Origin of the sequence: Acinetobacter sp. SH20PTE14 (assembly GCF_021391555.1) — a bacterium.
In the GTDB taxonomy this organism is placed as follows: Bacteria; Pseudomonadota; Gammaproteobacteria; order Pseudomonadales; family Moraxellaceae; genus Acinetobacter; species Acinetobacter amyesii.
In genome coordinates this window covers 182565-202487 of record NZ_CP090067.1, presented here as the reverse complement: position 1 = coordinate 202487, position 19923 = coordinate 182565, and the positions used below count along the sequence as shown (strand labels likewise).

The following is a 19923-nucleotide window of genomic DNA, read 5'->3' as shown; positions in this document are numbered from 1 at the left end:
TCAAATCAAGATCGTGTCGACTTAACCGGACACCACACGATAGAACCATGGCAAGGTTGTTGCTAAGAAAATACTCATCAATAAACCAAGCATCAATTTCATCGCATCTTTGCTGACATTTCGTGAAGTTCGATATTTATTCACTTCATGTAAATGCATGGACATAGCAAATTCACGTCCTGCAAGTAAGCCCAAGAATACCCAAGTGGTACTCATTGGAATATTACTCCACTCTTTGAACACCAATAAAATCAAAGCATACATAAAGTCGATAATGGTTGCCGAGCGGATATCAGCCACACCCGTTTTGGTGTCGATAATGCCCTGAATCGCCCCGCCACGTTGGTACAAAATGATCCCAAGTAGTACGATAAACACCACAATTGCAAAAATCAGGAACTCCAGCGGCACCTGACGAGGGACGTAGACAAAAATATTGGCCAAATCCTGAATCAGCCACTGACTCCATAGAAATGCAGTCGAAACCCACTGTAGTCCCACCCAAATATTCGAGGGGGTTTCATCACGTGTTTTACTGAAATAAACCGAGATGCCTTTAATCACAAAACGATAAACAATAATCGCGACAACAAAAGCTACCGCATAACCCATCATGGACTTGGTTAACATCGAGCCGAGACTACTCGGAGAGAAAATTGTTAACACTAAGAATGTGGTGCTGACTGGGATTCCGTAGCGAGTCAAAATGATCAGTAAGATCGGTGGCACAATATAGAGCCACGTGACCCCTTCTGCGGGAAATGGAATCGTTTCTAAACGACCATAAGATGCATCCCCCACGCCAGAACTGTACCAACCATAAACCAATACAATGGCTAGAATACTGCTGACATAGATCCACAACAGCCACCAAGGGCGATGCGCATTGGATGAAATAAAGGTTCCCAATGTCTGTGGCACATCATTACCGACAATAGAATAGGCCGCGAGACAGAAGCCTATGACCATCAGAATTTCGATTGTCATGAAAACAAAACACCTTTGCCATAAAGAAAAAGCCCTCCAATAAATGAAGGACTTGAGCGCATTATGACAGTTTATCTGGCGTTCATACAATTTTGTGCCGTGCTTTTCTCGACACTAAAACAAAAACCTCAAATAAAACAAATGCTTTAAACTTTAATTATTTCAATTTAATCTGATAAACCGCCGTGCTACCGCTCACTTCATTTCCAACCACCAACAAAGGTTGAGCATTGGGTGAATCTTTGGCCGCAATAAAAATCAGACCTTCAGGTCCCACATCGCCTTGTTTAATCACATCAGTGCCGAAACTTGTAGTTTCATGTTTTCATTCGTCTTTTATTTAAATATGACCAAGTTATAAACATTAGTTTGCATAGAGATTAAACTTTCATTGCATTTTTCTTGCAATTTTTTGGCTCAATTATGCAAAGCTTTTACTACATCCAAATGGCAATATTCATTTAAACTGTTTAAAAATCTCAGCTTTATTGACTTATGAATAGCACGCCAACGCATCAGGCTTTACAACCCGAATTTAGACTTCTAGTGCTATTGATCTCTATTGGCTTTTTTATGCAAGGCCTGGATACGACCATCGTCAATACAGCAATCCCAGCGATGGCAAGAAGTTTGGGCGAAGACCCGCTTCAAATGCATAGTGTGGTCGTGGCCTATGTCTTGTCTGTCGCAGCGTGTATTCCCTTAAGTGGTTGGTTGGCCGATCGTTTTGGTGTACGAAATACCTATTTCACAGCCATTATTATTTTTACATTAGCATCACTAGGCTGCGGTATGGCCAATAGCCTGAATGAGCTATTGGTTTATCGTGTAATTCAAGGCATAGGTGGCGCATTACTGCTACCTGTTGGGCGTTTGGCGATGCTCAAAGTGATTCCTCGGACACAGTTTTTATCGGCCATGAGTCTGATGAGCCTTGCTGGTTTAATGGGGCCCTTAATTGGTCCTACCCTTGGCGGTTGGATGGTGGAAGTCGCAACATGGCATTGGATCTTTTTAATAAACATTCCAATGGGACTGCTAGGGGTACTTATTACCTTTAAAGCCATGCCCAATGTGACCGAACCGAGCGTACAACGCTTCGACTTGATGGGTTTTTTCTTATTGGTCGTCGCCATGGTGGGTTTATCATTAGGCATTGAAAACTTTGCCAGCCCGCATCTGCCGCTATGGTGGAGCCTACTTTTGGTCGCTGCGGGGATTATCGCCAGTTTAATCTATGCCTTTCATGCACATACCCATGCCAATGCGCTGTTTCGCAGTAAATTATTTCAAAATCGGATCTATGCCATTGGCATTATCGGCAACTTCTTTGCCCGCCTTGCCGGCAATGCCATGCCATTTTTGATTCCCTTAATGCTGCAAGTGGCTTTTGGCTTTGAGCCTTTTATCACAGGGTTATTGATGATACCGACAGTACTCGGTTCATTGGCATCAAAACCGATTATTCGTCAAATTATTCAACGCTTTGGCTATCGTAAAGTGTTATTGGTAAATACTTTCTTGGTCGGTGCCTGTATTTGCAGTTTTGCACTCTCTACGGCTGAAACCCCCACTTGGTTACGTGCCTTACACTTTTTTATTTTTGGTATTTTAAACTCGCTGCAATTCGTTTCGATGAATACCTTAACCCTCAAAGATTTACCCCAACAAGATGCCAGCAGTGGCAACAGTTTCTTGTCGATGATTATGATGGTTTCGATGAGTATCGGTGTGGCTTTGGCAGGGACTTTAGTCAACGTGTTTACGGCCTATTATGGTCCTGCACAAATCGAAACAGCATTCCATAGCACCTTGATTTTACTCGGCTGCATTAACCTGATTACCGCAGCGATTTTTTGGCAGATTCCTAAACATGTGGATGTCTAAACCTGTGTCATCGGGCAAATCTATGACAGATCAACCTTTAAAGGGTTATGATAAAAGGGATACTTGGATACATTTTCATGCCTAAAAAAGCCAAATCACGTACCACAAAAAGTTCACTCAAAAAATACAGCCCGATTATTGCACTTAGCGCTATCAGCGGCGTCATGGTAGTGGCAGGACTAGGTTATTTAGCCGTGATGCCGCATCGCCCTGCATCTGCAGAAGAATATTCTGTCAAAGGCTTTGATGTTTCCCATCATCAAAAAGATATTCAATGGTCAAAAATTTCACCTAAAAAATACCAATTCGTTTATCTCAAAGCCACAGAAGGTGGCGATTTTAAAGATCGAAAATTTCAAGACAACTGGTTACAAGCACGGGAAAACGGCTTTTTAGTTGGGGCCTATCATTTTTACCGTCTGTGCCGTGATGGCAAGATTCAGGCGGAAAATTTTATTGCTTCCGTGCCGAAAAAAGCCGATGCCCTTCCTCCCGTGATTGATTTGGAATATGACACCAACTGCATTAACACCTACAGCAAAGAGCAGTTACTCAAAGAAATCAGCTATATGCATGATCGCTTGCACCGCCATTATGGCAAACAACCGATTTTTTATACTTCGAAGTCTTTTTATAATATTGTCTTAGCTGGCGAGTTTAAACAGACGCCGCTGTGGGTCCGCGAATATAAAGGCCCACCCGATCTAAAAAACAATCCGAAATGGCTGATTTGGCAACATACTAATCAAGGAAAAATTCAAGGCATCTCGACCAGCGTCGATTTAAATGTATTTTCAGGTGATGCCAATGCATGGACTGATTTTTTAGACAAAAATGGCGTTTCCCCGATCAAACCCCGTTGATTTATTCACCGACTCAGGACAACATCGAAGAAAATAATCCATGAAAACTGAGTCGCAGGATGCGTATTTTAAAAATTTTTCTTATTATATTTTCAGTCTTTATAGTCCTCGCCATCGGGATATTGGAATATTTGATCCAACCTTCAGGGACCTTGGCAGCGTTTAAAACGTGGCATTATCAACATCCCGCACAAAGCACTACAGATACTCACTCAGCGGCGCCCTATCACGTGAAGTTCTTTGGTGTTTCGACTTTACTGTTTGACGATGGCCAAGAGCAAATCCTCATCGATGGCTTCTTTAGTCGACCTTCGCTCAGTCAGACCATATTCACTCAAATCCAAAGTGATCAGCCTTTATTACACAGCTATATCGACCAATACGACTTAAAACGCACACGTGCTATTTTCGTGACTCATTCACATTATGATCATGCGCTCGATATTCCAATGTTGGCCCACCAGCTCCCCAAGACCATGATTGTAGGATCTAAAAGCACCTTAAATATTGCACGGGCGATGCCAGTCGCTGAATCACAACTACACGAAGTTCAAGCTTGGCAACCGATGCAAATCGGTAAATTCACCATTACTGCCATCCCCTCGCAACATACTCCGCCAACGGCCGTGAATGATGATTTGGGGGAAGAAATTTCGCAGCCACTGCAACTCCCTGCACATTTTAGTCAGTTTAAAGAAGGTGGATCATATGACTATCTCATCCAACATGGGCCGCATTACAGTTTAGTCAAAGCCAGTACAGGTGCTGTGCCCAAACAATTGCAAAAACTAAAAGTCGATACTTTATTTCTAGGCATCGCCCAACTTTCCAAGCAAACGGCAGCGTTTCAACAGCAATATTTCAAAGAAACCTTAGCGACCCTTCAACCCAGCACCGTGATTCCAATTCATTGGGATAATTTTTTCAAACCACTGAATCCAGAGCTCGAATTTTTGCCCCGTTTTGCCGATGACACCCCTCAAAGTCTAAATCTATTGATACAGTCGGCAGCAGCTCAAAACACCAAGGTGGTTTTAATCAGTCAACCTGTGTCGTTCGAGTTAAAAAATTCAGGAAAGCGTTGGATTGACTGTGCGATACTGACATTCAATTTTCAGGCACTGATCTAATTAGGCATGAGGAAAATCATACATATCGACATGGATGCATTCTTTGCATCAGTAGAGCTGCGGGAACGTCCAGAACTCAAGCAGCTTCCTGTTGTTGTGTCTTCACATCACCCCCGTGCAGTCATCTGTGCCGCATCCTATCCTGCACGTGAGTTTGGTTTACGCTCAGCAATGTCGATGGCACAGGCCCGTAAACTCTGCCCACAGGTCGTGGTGATCGAACCTAATTTTGAAAAATATCGTGCTGTTTCGGCGCAAATTCATGCCATTTTTCAACGCTATACATCTCTGATTGAGCCGCTATCTTTAGACGAAGCTTATTTGGACGTCACAGAAAATTTACAACATATTCCGAGTGCCACTGAAGTCGCTATGCGAATTCAGGCAGAGATTTTACAAAGCACTGGTTTAACTGCCTCCGCAGGTGTCGCGCCCAATAAATTTTTGGCTAAAGTTGCTTCTGATTGGAACAAACCCAATGGCATTTGTATTATCAAACCGTCTCAAGTTTTGCATTTCATCCATGACTTGGCACTGAAAAAAATACCCGGTGTGGGAAAAGTGACTCAAGAAAAATTAAAAGCCATGCAACTCAATACATTGGGTGATTTACAACAAATTGAAGAAGCCGTTCTGATTCATCATTTCGGTAAATATGGCCGACAACTCTATCTGTATGCACAAGGGATTGATGAACGACCGGTCCAATCTAGCCGCGAGCGTCAGCAGATTTCCAAAGAAACCACTTTTGATGATGATCTCACCCTGAACCAATGTCAGCCCTATTGGCCCAAACTGATTGACCAAGTTTGGTCTAGTTTAGAAAAAAAGCAGTTAAGCGCGCGCGGTGTATCGGCCAAATTAAAACTGAAGAATTTCCAAGTGCTACAGCACAGTAAAAGTTTTAAAACGTCACTGAATCATCGTGAAGACCTTGCGCAAGTGTTGCAGCAATTACTGCATGAAATGCATATTTCTGAGGACGATCGATTTCGTCTGATTGGCGTAGGGGTCTATCAATTAAGTGCGCAAAACCAAGAAACACAACTTTCGCTGCTCTAAAAACTTCAAGAAGATCGTATTTGCTTAAGATTTAGGCAGAAGAACAAAATTAAAGCAATTTGCTATTCACAAAGCCTAAAATTAGAGTACTCTATCAGCGCACTACATTATCCGTGTATGCGCTGAGATGCTGAAAATCACCTTTACTTTCAGCATGCTGTCCTGTGATTGGCGTGACGATCAAATCCGAATATTACAGGGCAACTCTGTTGTCAATCATGGAATACGCCGCTGTATGCCTTCTGCAAAATCCGCTCCAAATCCTCAAAATATTTCACAAAATCAAGAACAACGCGCGCGTAAAGCCGCATTAAGTAGCTTCATTGGTGCCGTAGTCGATTGGTACGACTTTTTACTTTATGGCATTGTTGCCGCACTCATTTTCAAAGATCAGTTTTTCCCCAGTATTGGCAACAATATGGGCACACTTGCTGCTTTAGCGACCTTTGGCGTTGGCTTCTTGTTCCGCCCCTTAGGCGGCATTGTGTTTGGACATTTTGGTGACAAGCTGGGTCGTAAGAAAATGTTGGTGCTCACCGTCATCCTGATGGGGATTTCGACGGTCGGCATTGGTTTATTACCCAATTTTGCGGCCATCGGTTGGTGGGCCCCGATCCTGCTCGTGACACTTCGGGCAATACAAGGTTTTGCGGTCGGTGGAGAATGGGGCGGCGCTGCCCTGATGGCTGTAGAAAATGCCCCGAAAGGCAAAAAAGCCTTTTACAGCAGTGGTGTACAAATTGGCTATGGCGTCGGACTTGTTCTTGCAACAGGCGCTGTGTCGTTGATTATTGCCACTTTGGGTGAAGATGCTTTTGCTGATTGGGCATGGCGAATTCCCTTTATTGCCAGTATTGTGTTGCTGGCTATCGCGATGTGGATTCGACGTGATCAAGACGAATCTCAAGAATTCGTCGACCATGTGGTCAAAGCTCGACAAACGCCGCAAAAATTACCGATTCTGCAAGCGATTAGCCAACACCCAAAAGCCTTTTTCTACATTATTGCGCTGCGCCTGACCGAGTTACTCACCATGTATTTGGTGACGAACTTTGCACTGAATTATTCCACCGCTCAATTGGGCATGGACAAACAGTTCTTCCTGAATATCACTTTAATGGTTGGTGCAATTAGCTGCTTCAGCATTCCCTTCTTTGCGTGGTTAGCAGATCGATTTGATCATCGTAAGATGTGTGTATTGGGTGGCTTAATTGGTGCGCTATCGGCCTTTCCCTTCTTCATGGCCCTTGATGCTCAAAATACTTGGCTGATTATTGTCGGTGCAATTTTCCTTGCCAATATTGCCCATGATATGGTGGTGAGTGTACACCAACCGATTTTTACCTCCTTGTTTGGTACCGCCTATCGCTACAGTGGCGCAGGTGTCGGCTATCAAGTGGCCAGTATTATCGGTGGTGGCTTTACCCCAATGATTGCAGCAGCTTTGGTGATTTGGGGTGATGGTTCATGGCATTATGTGGCAATCTACCTTGCTGTCGGCTGTTTATTGACGGCCTTAGTTGCAGCTACGATGCCTAAAACTCAAGATTAAGTGCTCTTTTTGCTTTCAGGATATTCCGCATGACCATCCAACGCCTGCATGTTTCAAAACGCTTTTCCGAAATCGCTATTTCTGGTCAATTGGTTCATTTGGCAGGTCAATTGGCAACAGACCTTGATTTAGACATTAAAGGACAAACACAGCAAACATTTGAGATCATTGATCAATTTCTTGCAGATGCCGGTACAAATAAAAGCCACATTATGTCAGTGACCATTTATCTTAAAGATATTGAACAGGATTATGCCGCATTCAATGAGGTATGGGATGCGTGGGTGTCAGACATTGAAGCATTACCCAGAACTTGTGTTGAAGCCAAATTATACGACCCGCGTGTACGGGTAGAATTAACGGTCGTAGCCATTAAGCCTGAATAACCATTAAGCCTGAATTACAAAAAAAGCATGTCTAAAGACATGCTTTTTTTTGTAAAAGATTTTGCTCTTTGAATCCCTAAGATCCAATAATTTTGATCTTTTTACGTTCCAAATCTGAATATAAATGATATTTTTTCAGATCATTAACCGGCACAAATGGCGCTTGTACACGCTGCTCATTCAAGAAATCTTCGCGTAATTGAACGTACTCAGGCACATCATCATAACGAATGACCCGATAGCCTGCCAAAGCGAGCAAAGCATCTTGATATTGCGACTGCTGCATCCGTTTTAGCACCATTGGATCATCTAAAGCGACGATCGCCAAGATCTGATGCTGTCCATCTAGGACGACAAAGTCCGCCACCATATTTCGATACTTATTCCGCGTACGATAGTATTTCGTGGTCAACAGTGCATCAAAAGACACGTGCGCAAGGATCGTATGCTTAGGCAAAATTTCTTTTAAACGCGTGTAGGTTAATTGCTCATTAATGTTGAAAATAGCACGTTGTTTCAATGCGCTATCTTGTTGCTTAGAATCACCTTCTAAACTTTTCCAAGCCATTATGAGCACACAGAAGAGTAAAATACTCCCTATTACTATGTATATAGTCATCTCATAATCCTTTATATTTCTTATATTTTTGGTTTTTGACATACTTCTTTTGAAGACGAAGTATACAACCAGTATTATTTTTTTAATTTCCTATTAAAAAAAATAACTCTAACTTTCACACAATACGTATTTAAACTGACAAAAAGTTGCAAACTTAAAGCGTCAAACATCACATGCCACTTCGTTCAGAGTAATAGCATCCATTGCTATATACAGATACTTTAGATCATTCGCTAAAACGACAGCAAGTGCATTTCCTCTCACTGTCAGACTATTCCGATAAGCTGTCAAATTTTGCTCGTATTTCAGTGAGATAACCGACACACATATGGCATTGAGCTTGTAACAGCATATAAAAATGCAAATTGTCTTATGCTGCCGAGCATAACACCCATAAAAAAAGACACCGAAGTGTCTTTTTTTATCTATCCATTTTAAGCGCGTGATTTAGACTTCGATTTTCCTTTGGGTTTCGGACCGCCAAAAGGTTTTTTCGCATCACCCGTTTCACGCGGCGGCAGACCAGTATGCTGCGTCAAGATTTGACCGCGCTCAGGACGCTTCTTGGTATTTGAAGGACGCGATTGAGCAGCCTTAGTCCGATTACCTTGTTCGCCTGTACGTTTTTGTGAATCACCCGCAATGCTTGAGTTCTTTTTACGTGCAGATTGGTATTGACCCTCAGCACTGCCAGCCGGTTGATACGTCGGAATCAAATGCTGTTTTGAGTTGCCAATCAGATCCTGACGGCCCATTTCTTTGAGCGCTTCACGCAGCAATGGCCAGTTGTTTGGATCATGGTAGCGCAAGAAGGCTTTATGTAAACGGCGGCGTTTTTCACCTTTCACGATATCGACATTTTCGGTATAACGCGCCACTTTAGCCAGCGGGTTTTTACCGGTGTAATACATGGTGGTTGCAGTCGCCATTGGTGATGGATAGAAGGTTTGCACCTGATCGGCACGGAAACCATTCTTCTTCAGCCAAATCGCCAAGTTCATCATGTCATAGTCCGTCGTACCCGGATGCGCTGCAATAAAGTAAGGAATGAGATACTGCTCTTTCCCTGCTTCCTTACTGAAACGATCAAACATTTGTTTGAAACGGTCATAGGTCCCGATCCCCGGTTTCATCATCTTCGATAATGGACCTTTTTCGGTATGTTCAGGCGCAATCTTCAAGTAACCGCCGACGTGATGTGTCACCAATTCTTTGACATATTCTGGGTTTAACACCGCAAGGTCATAGCGTAAACCAGAACCGATGAGAATCTTTTTAATCCCCGGCAATGAACGCGCTTTACGGTATAACTGGGTTAAAGGCGCATGATCGGTATGTAAGTTTTGACATACACCCGGGAATACACACGAAGGCTTACGACAGTTCTTTTCAATCTCAGGATCTTTACATGCCAAACGGTACATATTGGCCGTTGGACCACCTAAATCCGAGATAATTCCAGTAAAGCCCGGTGCGGTATCACGAATTTTTTCAACTTCACGTAAAATCGATTCTTCAGAACGGTTTTGGATGATACGCCCTTCATGCTCTGTGATTGAGCAGAAGGTACAGCCGCCAAAACAGCCGCGCATAATGTTCACAGAGAACTTAATCATGTCAAAGGCAGGAAAACGCGCTTCACCATACGCAGGATGTGGCAGACGTGCATACGGCAAGTCAAACACATAATCCATTTCTTCTGTAGTCAAGGGAATCGGCGGCGCATTCAGCCAAACATCACGTTCACCATGCTTTTGCACCATCGCGCGCGCATTGCCCGGATTGGTTTCCAAATGCAAAATACGGTTGGCATGTGCATACAATACGGGATCATTCGCCACATCCTCATAGGCAGGTAAACGAATCACAGCCAATTCACGCGGCGGCAATTTATGCTTAATGGCTTTTGATGCAGGCTGCAGCTGCACGATTTGCGTATCGGCGTCTAAGTTATCACCTTCACGAACAATCGGATTTGCTACCGCTTCTTTTTGGAAGCCTTGATATTGCGTAACACTGTCTTTGCCTTTTTCGATTTCACAGCCTTCAAGGTCTTCAGTCATCACGTACGGGTTAATGATCGGATCGACACGGCCAATCGCATCGACATCATTCGATGCGATTTCAACAAACTTCGCTTTTGAAGCTCGGTTATTTTTATTCACAATAAATGCAGTACCGCGAACATCCGTAATCTCTTGGATTTTTTCACCGCGGGCCAAACGATGCATGATTTCCGTGATTGAACGTTCACCATTACCATACATCAACAGGTCGGCTTTCGAGTCCATCAATACTGAACGGCGGACTTTGTCTGACCAATAATCATAATGTGCAATACGGCGCAGCGAGGCTTCAATACCGCCCAATAATACAGGCACATCTGGATAAGCTTCACGCACACGTTGGCAATATACCGTTGCTGCACGGTCTGGACGTTTATTCGGTTGATTATCCGGAGAATAGGCATCATCTGAACGGATTTTACGGTCAGCTGTATAACGGTTGATCATCGAATCCATGTTGCCGGCAGTCACGCCCCAAGCAATATTCGGTTTACCCAATACACGGAACGCTTCTACATTGGTCCAGTCTGGCTGAGCAATAATCCCGACACGGAAGCCTTGCGCTTCAAGGGTACGGCCGATGATCCCTGAACAGAATGATGGATGATCGATATACGCATCGCCACAAACCAAAATAAAGTCGCAGCTGTCCCAACCGAGTTGATCCATTTCTTCGCGTGACATCGGCAAAAATGGCGCAGGGTCAAAACAAGACGCCCAATATTTGTCGTAATCAAACAACGCTTTTGGCGCAGTCTGCATAGTATAAGCAGTAGACATGGCTAGCAATTCTCGGCTGGCAGATGGAATGATCTGAAAAAAGATCAAAGAAGATGAAAGCCGATCATTTTACCATGAATTCCATTCATCATGCTTGATTATAATTTATACAATAGCTACAGAATCATTGAATTGTTTTATATAGACATCAGATGTAATCGTGCTGTAGCACGACTATAAAACAAGATTTAAATAAATCACTTGTAACTTTGCTTTAGTTTAAATCAACCTAGAATGTGCCATGAGTTATCGCATTTTATTCAACATTAAAGCCTGCGCCTGTTGAAATTGAATGTGCATTTCAGGTAAATATTTTTCAATATAAATCTTACGCTTATCTATACTGTCTTGAGTCATCAATGGTTTTACATCAAGCATTTGACGGCGTGTCGTTTCCTGCTGATATTTTTGCCAAAAACTCAATGCTGCATTTGGATCAAAGCCCGCTTTCGACATCAGATCAAGTGCAAGGACATCAGCTTCTAGTTCAAATTTTGAAACTTTAGGCAGAAAAACCGCTTGCCCACTCACACTACTGGCAGCCGTTGCAAGCGCACCGATACCCGCAGTTGAAGAAATCATCGCCACCTGACTTGCAAACAGCAGGGAAATCTTCTCACGATGATGATCACGCAATGCATGTGCCATTTCATGCGCCATCACAAATGCCAATTCATCTTCAGTCAGCTTTAAACTCCAATACAAACCCGTGTTAATGACAATTTTCCCACTTGGAAAACCATGTGCATTTAAATCTTTATTGAGATTCCCACTGACTTGCCAATCCCATTGACTCGAACCATGACGGTAAAACTCCGCATTTTGCTTGAGTTTATTTAAAACTTGATCCAATTTCGGATCTATGATCAAAAGTTGCTTGTCTTTCGCTTGATGAATAAATTGTTGATAGGTTCTATTCGCCTGTTTAGTTAATAACTTTTGAGGAACGATAAAAAACTGTTTTCGCTCTGCGCCTGCTGTCCCTAAATTCGTGGTACTTGTACAAGCTGAGATTAAGATAAAAACCAAAGCCATCATTAAAATAGTTATATTTTTCATAATCACCTTCAGTTTAAAACCAATGATGATCTATATATAATTCTAACCAAAATTAAATGCAAAAACATTCAAAAAATACAAATAAACATTTAATATCAATTATTTAAAAATATATGAAATTTTAAAAATGATAACCAAAAATATTTTATTTATTATATTGTGATGCGTTTCATTATTATGAGGAACCTTTTAAAAAAAATATTAGACCAAAGTTGTATAATCATAAAAATAGTAAATTCCGCCATTTTTACAGTGTTATTTATATTAAAAAATAGATGTAAAACGAATATTAAATAATAGCTTATTCACATATTTCTATTTTAATTTATTCAATTTTATTGTTAAAAATAAACCGATCATCAAAATAACAGCAATAAAGCTCGTCAACCCCATCCAACCAGACATTTCCCAAACCAAACCACTACTACTACCCAAGATACTAGAACCTAAATAGTAGCAAAATAAATACAGCGATGAACCTACGGCACGGTACTGCAGGGATTGAACCGAAACCCAACTACTCGCAGTGGAATGCGCTGCAAAAAAAGCGAAAGTGAATACAATCAGCCCCAAAATGACTGACCAAAATGCCGGAATGAGTATAATCAACAGCCCCAACAACATCATGATCAGCATTGCAGGTAAAACTTTTTCACGCCCAAAGCGTTTCCCCCAACTTGCAGCCCGAGGTGAACTATATATTCCTGCCAAATAAGCTATGGAAATTAGCCCAATCCAAGTTTGAGAAAGTTGATAAGGTTCTTCTAATAGGTGGTAGCTCATATAATTAAATATAGAGACAAAACATCCCATGAGGATAAAACCTTGAAGGAATAAGATTCTCAGCTTAGGATCTACTAAATTTTTAACGAAGGATTCATAAAATCGGTTGAAACGAATGGGATAAGCTTGAAAATGTTGAGATGCTGGAAGTAATAAAAAGAATGCTGTGGCTATACATAGGTTAATGATACCGATAATCATCATGGCATTTTGCCAACTAATATAATCAATCAATACCCCAGCAATGAGACGCCCCCCCATTCCGCCAATTGCGGTCCCTGAAATATACAGGCCCATTGCAAAGCCTATATCTTTTTGCGCAATTTCCTCTCCAATATAAGTCATTGCAACAGCAGCTACACCGCTAACACTTAATCCGATCAGCACGCGATTCAATAAAAATATTTCCCAAAGTGGAAATATGGAACTGATAATTGAAAGTGACGCCGCCAAAAATAAAGCGGTGACCATTACAGGCTTACGGCCGAATCGATCTGAAATCAAACCGGTGAAAAGTAGTCCTATTGCTAAAGCAATAGTAGAAAAAGATAAAGGGAAACTGCTATGTGTCGGACTGACATGAAAGAAATCCGCAAAAATTGGCATCATCGGTTGTACACAATACAACGATGAAAAAATTGCGAAGCCTGCTAAAAATAAAGAAAATAAAATGGCAAGAAATGGTCGTGTGCCGTATTCAATATAATGAGCGTTTGAAGCTAAATCAGACATGAGCTTTCCATCAATGACACGGATAGTATACGCCTTTCAGCCTTTAATTTAAAAATCACATAAAAATGAATGAAGAATTCTTTGTTTTCTTCGCCCCTTTTCCCCCTGCATAAAAAAACACCCCCTTCGCTTTGAAGGGGGTGTTTCGAATAATGAGCTGGCGATGACTTACTCTCACATGGGTAACCCCACACTACCATCAGCGCTAAGAGGTTTCACTTCTGAGTTCGGGAAGGGATCAGGTGGTTCACTCTTGCTATTGTCGCCAGCACAACTGTTATGGATACTTGCTTAGTCTAATCTCAGAGCAGTGCTCTTCGTGCTAAGTTTTCTACCAAATGAGTTATTAACAGAAGTACTTGAGTTAATTTAAGGTGTTCATTTTATCTAGCTTTTCAACTAAATCAAGTTTGATTGATTATATGTGAATCAATTGATGCTTTACATACAACTGTTTGGGTGTTGTATAGTCAAGCCTCACGAGCAATTAGTATTGGTCAGCTTCATGCGTCACCGCACTTCCACATCCAACCTATCAACGTCGTAGTCTTCAACGGCTCTTTAGTGGACATAAAGTCCAAGGGAAATCTTATCTTGAGGTAGGCTTCCCGCTTAGATGCTTTCAGCGGTTATCCCTTCCGAACATAGCTACCCGGCGATGCGACTGGCGTCACAACCGGTACACCAGAGGTTCGTCCACTCTGGTCCTCTCGTACTAGGAGCAGATCCTCTCAAATTTCCAGCGCCCACGGTAGATAGGGACCGAACTGTCTCACGACGTTCTAAACCCAGCTCGCGTACCTCTTTAAATGGCGAACAGCCATACCCTTGGGACCTGCTTCAGCCCCAGGATGAGATGAGCCGACATCGAGGTGCCAAACACCGCCGTCGATATGAACTCTTGGGCGGTATCAGCCTGTTATCCCCAGAGTACCTTTTATCCGTTGAGCGATGGCCCTTCCATACAGAACCACCGGATCACTAAGACCTACTTTCGTACCTGCTCGACTTGTGGGTCTCGCAGTTAAGCGCGCTTTTGCCTTTATACTCTACGCGTGATTTCCGACCACGCTGAGCGCACCTTCGTACTCCTCCGTTACTCTTTAGGAGGAGACCGCCCCAGTCAAACTACCCACCAGACATGGTCCTCGCTCCAGATTATGGAGCAGAGTTAGAACCTCAATATTACCAGGGTGGTATTTCAAGATTGGCTCCACCGAAACTAGCGTCTCGGTTTCAAAGCCTCCCACCTATCCTACACAAGTAAGATCAAAGTTCAATGTCAAGCTGCAGTAAAGGTTCACGGGGTCTTTCCGTCTAGCCGCGGGTACACCGCATCTTCACGGCGATTTCGATTTCACTGAGCCTCTGCTGGAGACAGCGCCCCCATCATTATGCCATTCGTGCAGGTCGGAACTTACCCGACAAGGAATTTCGCTACCTTAGGACCGTTATAGTTACGGCCGCCGTTTACTGGGGCTTCGATCAAGAGCTTCGCTTACGCTAACCCCATCAATTAACCTTCCAGCACCGGGCAGGCATCACACCCTATACGTCCACTTTCGTGTTTGCAGAGTGCTATGTTTTTAATAAACAGTTGCAGGGGCCTGGTTTCTGTGGCTGCTCTCAGCTCAGGAAGCAAGTTCCATCACCAAAAGCAGCGTACCTTCTCCCGAAGTTACGGTACCATTTTGCCTAGTTCCTTCAGCAGAGTTCTCTCAAGCGCTTTGGTCTACTCGACCTGACCACCTGTGTCGGTTTCGGGTACGATTCCAGTGTAACTGAAGCTTAGAGACTTTTCCTGGAAGTATGGTATCAGCCACTTCACTGTACAAGTACAGCTTGCTGTCAGATCTCAGCATAGAGTACCCCGGATTTGCCTAAGATACATGCCTACTTCCTTTCACCTGGACAACCAACGCCAGGCTGACTTAACCTTCTCCGTCCTCTCATCGCATTACACTGAAGTATTGGAATATTAACCAATTTCCCATCGACTACGCCTCTCGGCCTCGCCTTAGGGGTCGACTCACCCAGCCCCGATTAACGTTGGACTGGAACCCTTGGTCTTTCAGCGAACGGGTTTTTCACCCGTTTTGTCGTTACTCACGTCAGCATTCGCACTTCTGATACCTCCAGCAGACTTCTCAATCCACCTTCATCGGCTTACAGAACGCTCCCCTACCACTTACACTTATGTGTAAATCCGCAGCTTCGGCATATAGTTTTAGCCCCGTTACATCTTCCGCGCAGGCCGACTCGACTAGTGAGCTATTACGCTTTCTTTAAAGGGTGGCTGCTTCTAAGCCAACCTCCTAGCTGTCTATGCCTTCCCACATCGTTTCCCACTTAACTATAATTTTGGGGCCTTAGCTGGCGGTCTGGATTGTTTTCCTCTTGACTACGGACGTTAGCACCCGCAGTCTGTCTCCCGGATAGTACTCATTGGTATTCGGAGTTTGCATCGGTTTGGTAAGTCGGGATGACCCCCTAGCCGAAACAGTGCTCTACCCCCAATGGTATTCGTCCGAGGCGCTACCTAAATAGCTTTCGGGGAGAACCAGCTATCACCGAGTTTGATTAGCCTTTCACCCCTATCCACAAGTCATCCCCTGGCTTTTCAACGACAGTGGGTTCGGTCCTCCAGTTAGTGTTACCCAACCTTCAACCTGCTCATGGATAGATCACCCGGTTTCGGGTCTACACCCAGCAACTAAACGCCCTATTAAGACTCGATTTCTCTACGGCTCCCCTAATCGGTTAACCTTGCTACTGAATGTAAGTCGCTGACCCATTATACAAAAGGTACGCAGTCACCAAACAAGTTGGCTCCCACTGCTTGTATGCATGCGGTTTCAGGATCTATTTCACTCCCCTCACAGGGGTTCTTTTCGCCTTTCCCTCACGGTACTGGTTCACTATCGGTCAGTCAGGAGTATTTAGCCTTGGAGGATGGTCCCCCCATATTCAGACAAGGTTTCACGTGCCTCGCCCTACTCGACATCATTATCTAAGCCCTTTCGTGTACAGGACTATCACCTACTATGGTCGCACTTCCCAGAGCGTTCCACTAAAGCTTAGATAACTTAATGGGCTTTTCCCCGTTCGCTCGCCGCTACTGAGGGAATCTCAATTGATTTCTTTTCCTAAGGGTACTGAGATGTTTCACTTCCCCTCGTTCGCCTCATAAACCTATGTATTCAGTTTATGATACCCGCCTTATAGCGGGTGGGTTTCCCCATTCAGAAATCTCCGGATCACAGGATATTTGCCGCCTCCCCGGAGCTTATCGCAGGCTATTACGTCTTTCATCGCCTCTGACTGCCAAGGCATCCACCACATGCACTTAATTACTTGACTATACAACCCCAAACAGTCGTTTGATCCTACAAGTAGATCAACCAACATTACAGTTTAGAGCTTCGTGAATTTAATCACTGTACAGCTTCAATTAGATTCATATACCAAAACGCTTGATTCAGTTAATTTCGCTAGTAACTCATTTCATTCAACTTTCACAATTGCTTGTTAGGTTAAATCAAACGAGTATGAACAAATTATTTCAACTCAAATATATTCTGTTAATGATTTTTCCAGCCTTCGTCAGGTCAGGAAACTGTGATAAATCACAGAGCTTAATAACAATGAAGCGAATCATACGCTACTTTGTTGCTAAGCTCTATAACCTAAACACTTGATCGCTTAAGGACTAAGCTAACAATCATTTGATTGTTTATTTTAGCTTCGTTCTTTATACATTCCGAAGGAATGTATGGTGGAGACTAGGAGAGTCGAACTCCTGACCTCCTGCGTGCAAAGCAGGCGCTCTACCAACTAAGCTAAGTCCCCAGCTTATCAATAAGTCAATGTTTCTGATTCTCTGTTTGCTTCCGTATTTTATTCAAATACTTCGTTAGTCAGAATGGTGGGTCTGACAAGACTTGAACTTGTGACCCCACGCTTATCAAGCGTGTGCTCTAACCAACTGAGCTACAGACCCTCAGATACATCGTCATGAAGAACAACTTGTTGTGGATTCTTACCAATCATCAATCTTTCGTTAAGGAGGTGATCCAGCCGCAGGTTCCCCTACGGCTACCTTGTTACGACTTCACCCCAGTCATCGGCCACACCGTGGTAAGCGTCCTCCTTACGGTTAGACTACCTACTTCTGGTGCAACAAACTCCCATGGTGTGACGGGCGGTGTGTACAAGGCCCGGGAACGTATTCACCGCGGCATTCTGATCCGCGATTACTAGCGATTCCGACTTCATGGAGTCGAGTTGCAGACTCCAATCCGGACTACGATCGGCTTTTTGAGATTAGCATCTCCTCGCGGAGTAGCAACCCTTTGTACCGACCATTGTAGCACGTGTGTAGCCCTGGTCGTAAGGGCCATGATGACTTGACGTCGTCCCCGCCTTCCTCCAGTTTGTCACTGGCAGTATCCTTAAAGTTCCCGGCTTAACCCGCTGGCAAATAAGGAAAAGGGTTGCGCTCGTTGCGGGACTTAACCCAACATCTCACGACACGAGCTGACGACAGCCATGCAGCACCTGTATGTAAGTTCCCGAAGGCACCAATCCATCTCTGGAAAGTTCTTACTATGTCAAGACCAGGTAAGGTTCTTCGCGTTGCATCGAATTAAACCACATGCTCCACCGCTTGTGCGGGCCCCCGTCAATTCATTTGAGTTTTAGTCTTGCGACCGTACTCCCCAGGCGGTCTACTTATCGCGTTAGCTGCGCCACTAAAGCCTCAAAGGCCCCAACGGCTAGTAGACATCGTTTACGGCATGGACTACCAGGGTATCTAATCCTGTTTGCTCCCCATGCTTTCGTGCCTCAGCGTCAGTATTAGGCCAGATGGCTGCCTTCGCCATCGGTATTCCTCCAGATCTCTACGCATTTCACCGCTACACCTGGAATTCTACCATCCTCTCCCATACTCTAGCTTCCCAGTATCGAATGCAATTCCCAAGTTAAGCTCGGGGATTTCACATCCGACTTAAAAAGCCGCCTACGCACGCTTTACGCCCAGTAAATCCGATTAACGCTCGCACCCTCTGTATTACCGCGGCTGCTGGCACAGAGTTAGCCGGTGCTTATTCTGCGAGTAACGTCCACTATCTCTGGGTATTAACCAAAGTAGCCTCCTCCTCGCTTAAAGTGCTTTACAACCAAAAGGCCTTCTTCACACACGCGGCATGGCTGGATCAGGGTTCCCCCCATTGTCCAATATTCCCCACTGCTGCCTCCCGTAGGAGTCTGGGCCGTGTCTCAGTCCCAGTGTGGCGGATCATCCTCTCAGACCCGCTACAGATCGTCGCCTTGGTAGGCCTTTACCCCACCAACTAGCTAATCCGACTTAGGCTCATCTATTAGCGCAAGGTCCGAAGATCCCCTGCTTTCTCCCGTAGGACGTATGCGGTATTAGCATCCCTTTCGAAATGTTGTCCCCCACTAATAGGCAGATTCCTAAGCATTACTCACCCGTCCGCCGCTAGAAATCGGTAGAAAGCTACCTATTCCCGCTCGACTTGCATGTGTTAAGCCTGCCGCCAGCGTTCAATCTGAGCCATGATCAAACTCTTCAGTTTAAAATCAATAGTACATATAGTGTACCAATCTTGGCTCATCAATTACTGACAAAAATTTGCTCAAATAAACTTCGAGTAATTTCTACCATCAATCAATGAAAATAATTTCGATCGATCAATCAGTAAAAATCCACACAAGTTGTTCTTCATAATCTCTTAATGATCTTCTTGTTGGTTCGTCACCAGCAAGCTAGGTCGGCTATATTACTCTTTATTTCTAAAGAGTCAACCAGTAATTCAAATTATTTTTAAACTTTCTTTCTAAAACCCAACTTAATCAATTCAACCAAGTCATTGTTTTATCAGAAGTTTTAATCTTCATCACCGCCGATGGATGTGCATTCTACAGCATTTCTGATCCAACGCAACACCCTTTTCCATTTATTTTTAGTTTTTCATTACGTTTGTTTATTTATT

At 43.7% G+C, this 19923-nt stretch carries 12 protein-coding genes, 2 tRNA genes and 3 rRNA genes; 6 read left to right on the top strand and 11 right to left on the bottom strand.

The window, feature by feature from the left end; all coding sequences use genetic code 11:
- Nucleotides 1-21 precede the first annotated feature (21 nt).
- Entirely contained in the window at nt 22-987 is a 966-nt protein-coding gene (locus tag LXF01_RS00940; RefSeq protein WP_078189479.1) for a hypothetical protein, read from the bottom strand.
- A gap of 157 nt (nt 988-1144) precedes the next feature.
- Complete coding sequence (locus LXF01_RS00935; protein WP_233944900.1) at nt 1145-1282, bottom strand: hypothetical protein; 138 nt, start codon at nt 1280-1282, stop codon at nt 1145-1147.
- 200 nt (nt 1283-1482) lie between these two features.
- On the opposite strand from LXF01_RS00935, the gene mdtD reads away from it, so the two are divergent.
- The 6 genes from mdtD to LXF01_RS00905 all read left to right on the top strand — a co-directional run bounded on the left by mdtD (nt 1483) and on the right by LXF01_RS00905 (nt 7867).
- Complete coding sequence (mdtD, locus tag LXF01_RS00930) at nt 1483-2874, top strand: multidrug transporter subunit MdtD (protein ID WP_233944898.1); 1392 nt, start codon at nt 1483-1485, stop codon at nt 2872-2874.
- A 77-nt stretch (nt 2875-2951) separates the two neighbouring features.
- Nucleotides 2952-3737 (top strand): glycoside hydrolase family 25 protein, encoded by a 786-nt coding sequence (locus tag LXF01_RS00925; protein WP_442781347.1) that lies wholly within the window; start codon nt 2952-2954, stop codon nt 3735-3737.
- Nucleotides 3738-3796: 59 nt separating this feature from the next.
- Nucleotides 3797-4867, top strand: coding sequence for an MBL fold metallo-hydrolase (locus LXF01_RS00920; protein ID WP_233944896.1), 1071 nt, complete (start codon nt 3797-3799; stop codon nt 4865-4867).
- Between the two features lie 6 nt (nt 4868-4873).
- Nucleotides 4874-5929: a DNA polymerase IV gene (gene dinB / locus LXF01_RS00915; protein WP_233944894.1), complete on the top strand. Its 1056-nt coding sequence runs from the start codon at nt 4874-4876 to the stop codon at nt 5927-5929.
- 235 nt (nt 5930-6164) lie between these two features.
- On the top strand, nt 6165-7481 hold the full coding sequence (gene shiA / locus LXF01_RS00910; protein WP_233945404.1) for a shikimate transporter: 1317 nt from the start codon (nt 6165-6167) through the stop codon (nt 7479-7481).
- Nucleotides 7482-7510: 29 nt separating this feature from the next.
- Nucleotides 7511-7867, top strand: coding sequence for a RidA family protein (locus LXF01_RS00905; protein WP_233944893.1), 357 nt, complete (start codon nt 7511-7513; stop codon nt 7865-7867).
- A gap of 76 nt (nt 7868-7943) precedes the next feature.
- Here the strand turns inward: LXF01_RS00905 and LXF01_RS00900 are convergent, their stop codons facing one another.
- From LXF01_RS00900 to LXF01_RS00860, 9 genes are all read right to left on the bottom strand, one after another.
- A complete protein-coding gene (locus tag LXF01_RS00900) occupies nt 7944-8486 on the bottom strand; it encodes a DUF2726 domain-containing protein (protein WP_233944891.1) in 543 nt (180 codons plus the stop codon).
- A gap of 434 nt (nt 8487-8920) precedes the next feature.
- Nucleotides 8921-11332 carry a YgiQ family radical SAM protein gene (locus LXF01_RS00895; RefSeq protein ID WP_180026509.1) on the bottom strand — a complete coding sequence of 804 codons (2412 nt, stop codon included), beginning with the start codon at nt 11330-11332 and terminating at the stop codon, nt 8921-8923.
- A 246-nt stretch (nt 11333-11578) separates the two neighbouring features.
- Complete coding sequence (locus LXF01_RS00890; RefSeq protein ID WP_233944889.1) at nt 11579-12391, bottom strand: M48 family metallopeptidase; 813 nt, start codon at nt 12389-12391, stop codon at nt 11579-11581.
- A 315-nt stretch (nt 12392-12706) separates the two neighbouring features.
- A complete protein-coding gene (locus LXF01_RS00885; protein WP_233944888.1) occupies nt 12707-13906 on the bottom strand; it encodes an MFS transporter in 1200 nt (399 codons plus the stop codon).
- Between the two features lie 155 nt (nt 13907-14061).
- A 5S ribosomal RNA gene (gene rrf, locus LXF01_RS00880) occupies nt 14062-14176 on the bottom strand.
- Between the two features lie 196 nt (nt 14177-14372).
- A 23S ribosomal RNA gene (locus LXF01_RS00875) occupies nt 14373-17266 on the bottom strand.
- Nucleotides 17267-17679: 413 nt separating this feature from the next.
- Nucleotides 17680-17755: transfer RNA gene (locus LXF01_RS00870), tRNA-Ala, on the bottom strand.
- 74 nt (nt 17756-17829) lie between these two features.
- A tRNA-Ile gene (locus tag LXF01_RS00865) sits at nt 17830-17906 on the bottom strand.
- Nucleotides 17907-17967: 61 nt separating this feature from the next.
- Nucleotides 17968-19506 (bottom strand): 16S ribosomal RNA (locus tag LXF01_RS00860).
- Together the 16S, 23S and 5S rRNA genes with 2 tRNA genes alongside form the textbook arrangement of a ribosomal RNA operon.
- Nucleotides 19507-19923 lie beyond the last annotated feature (417 nt).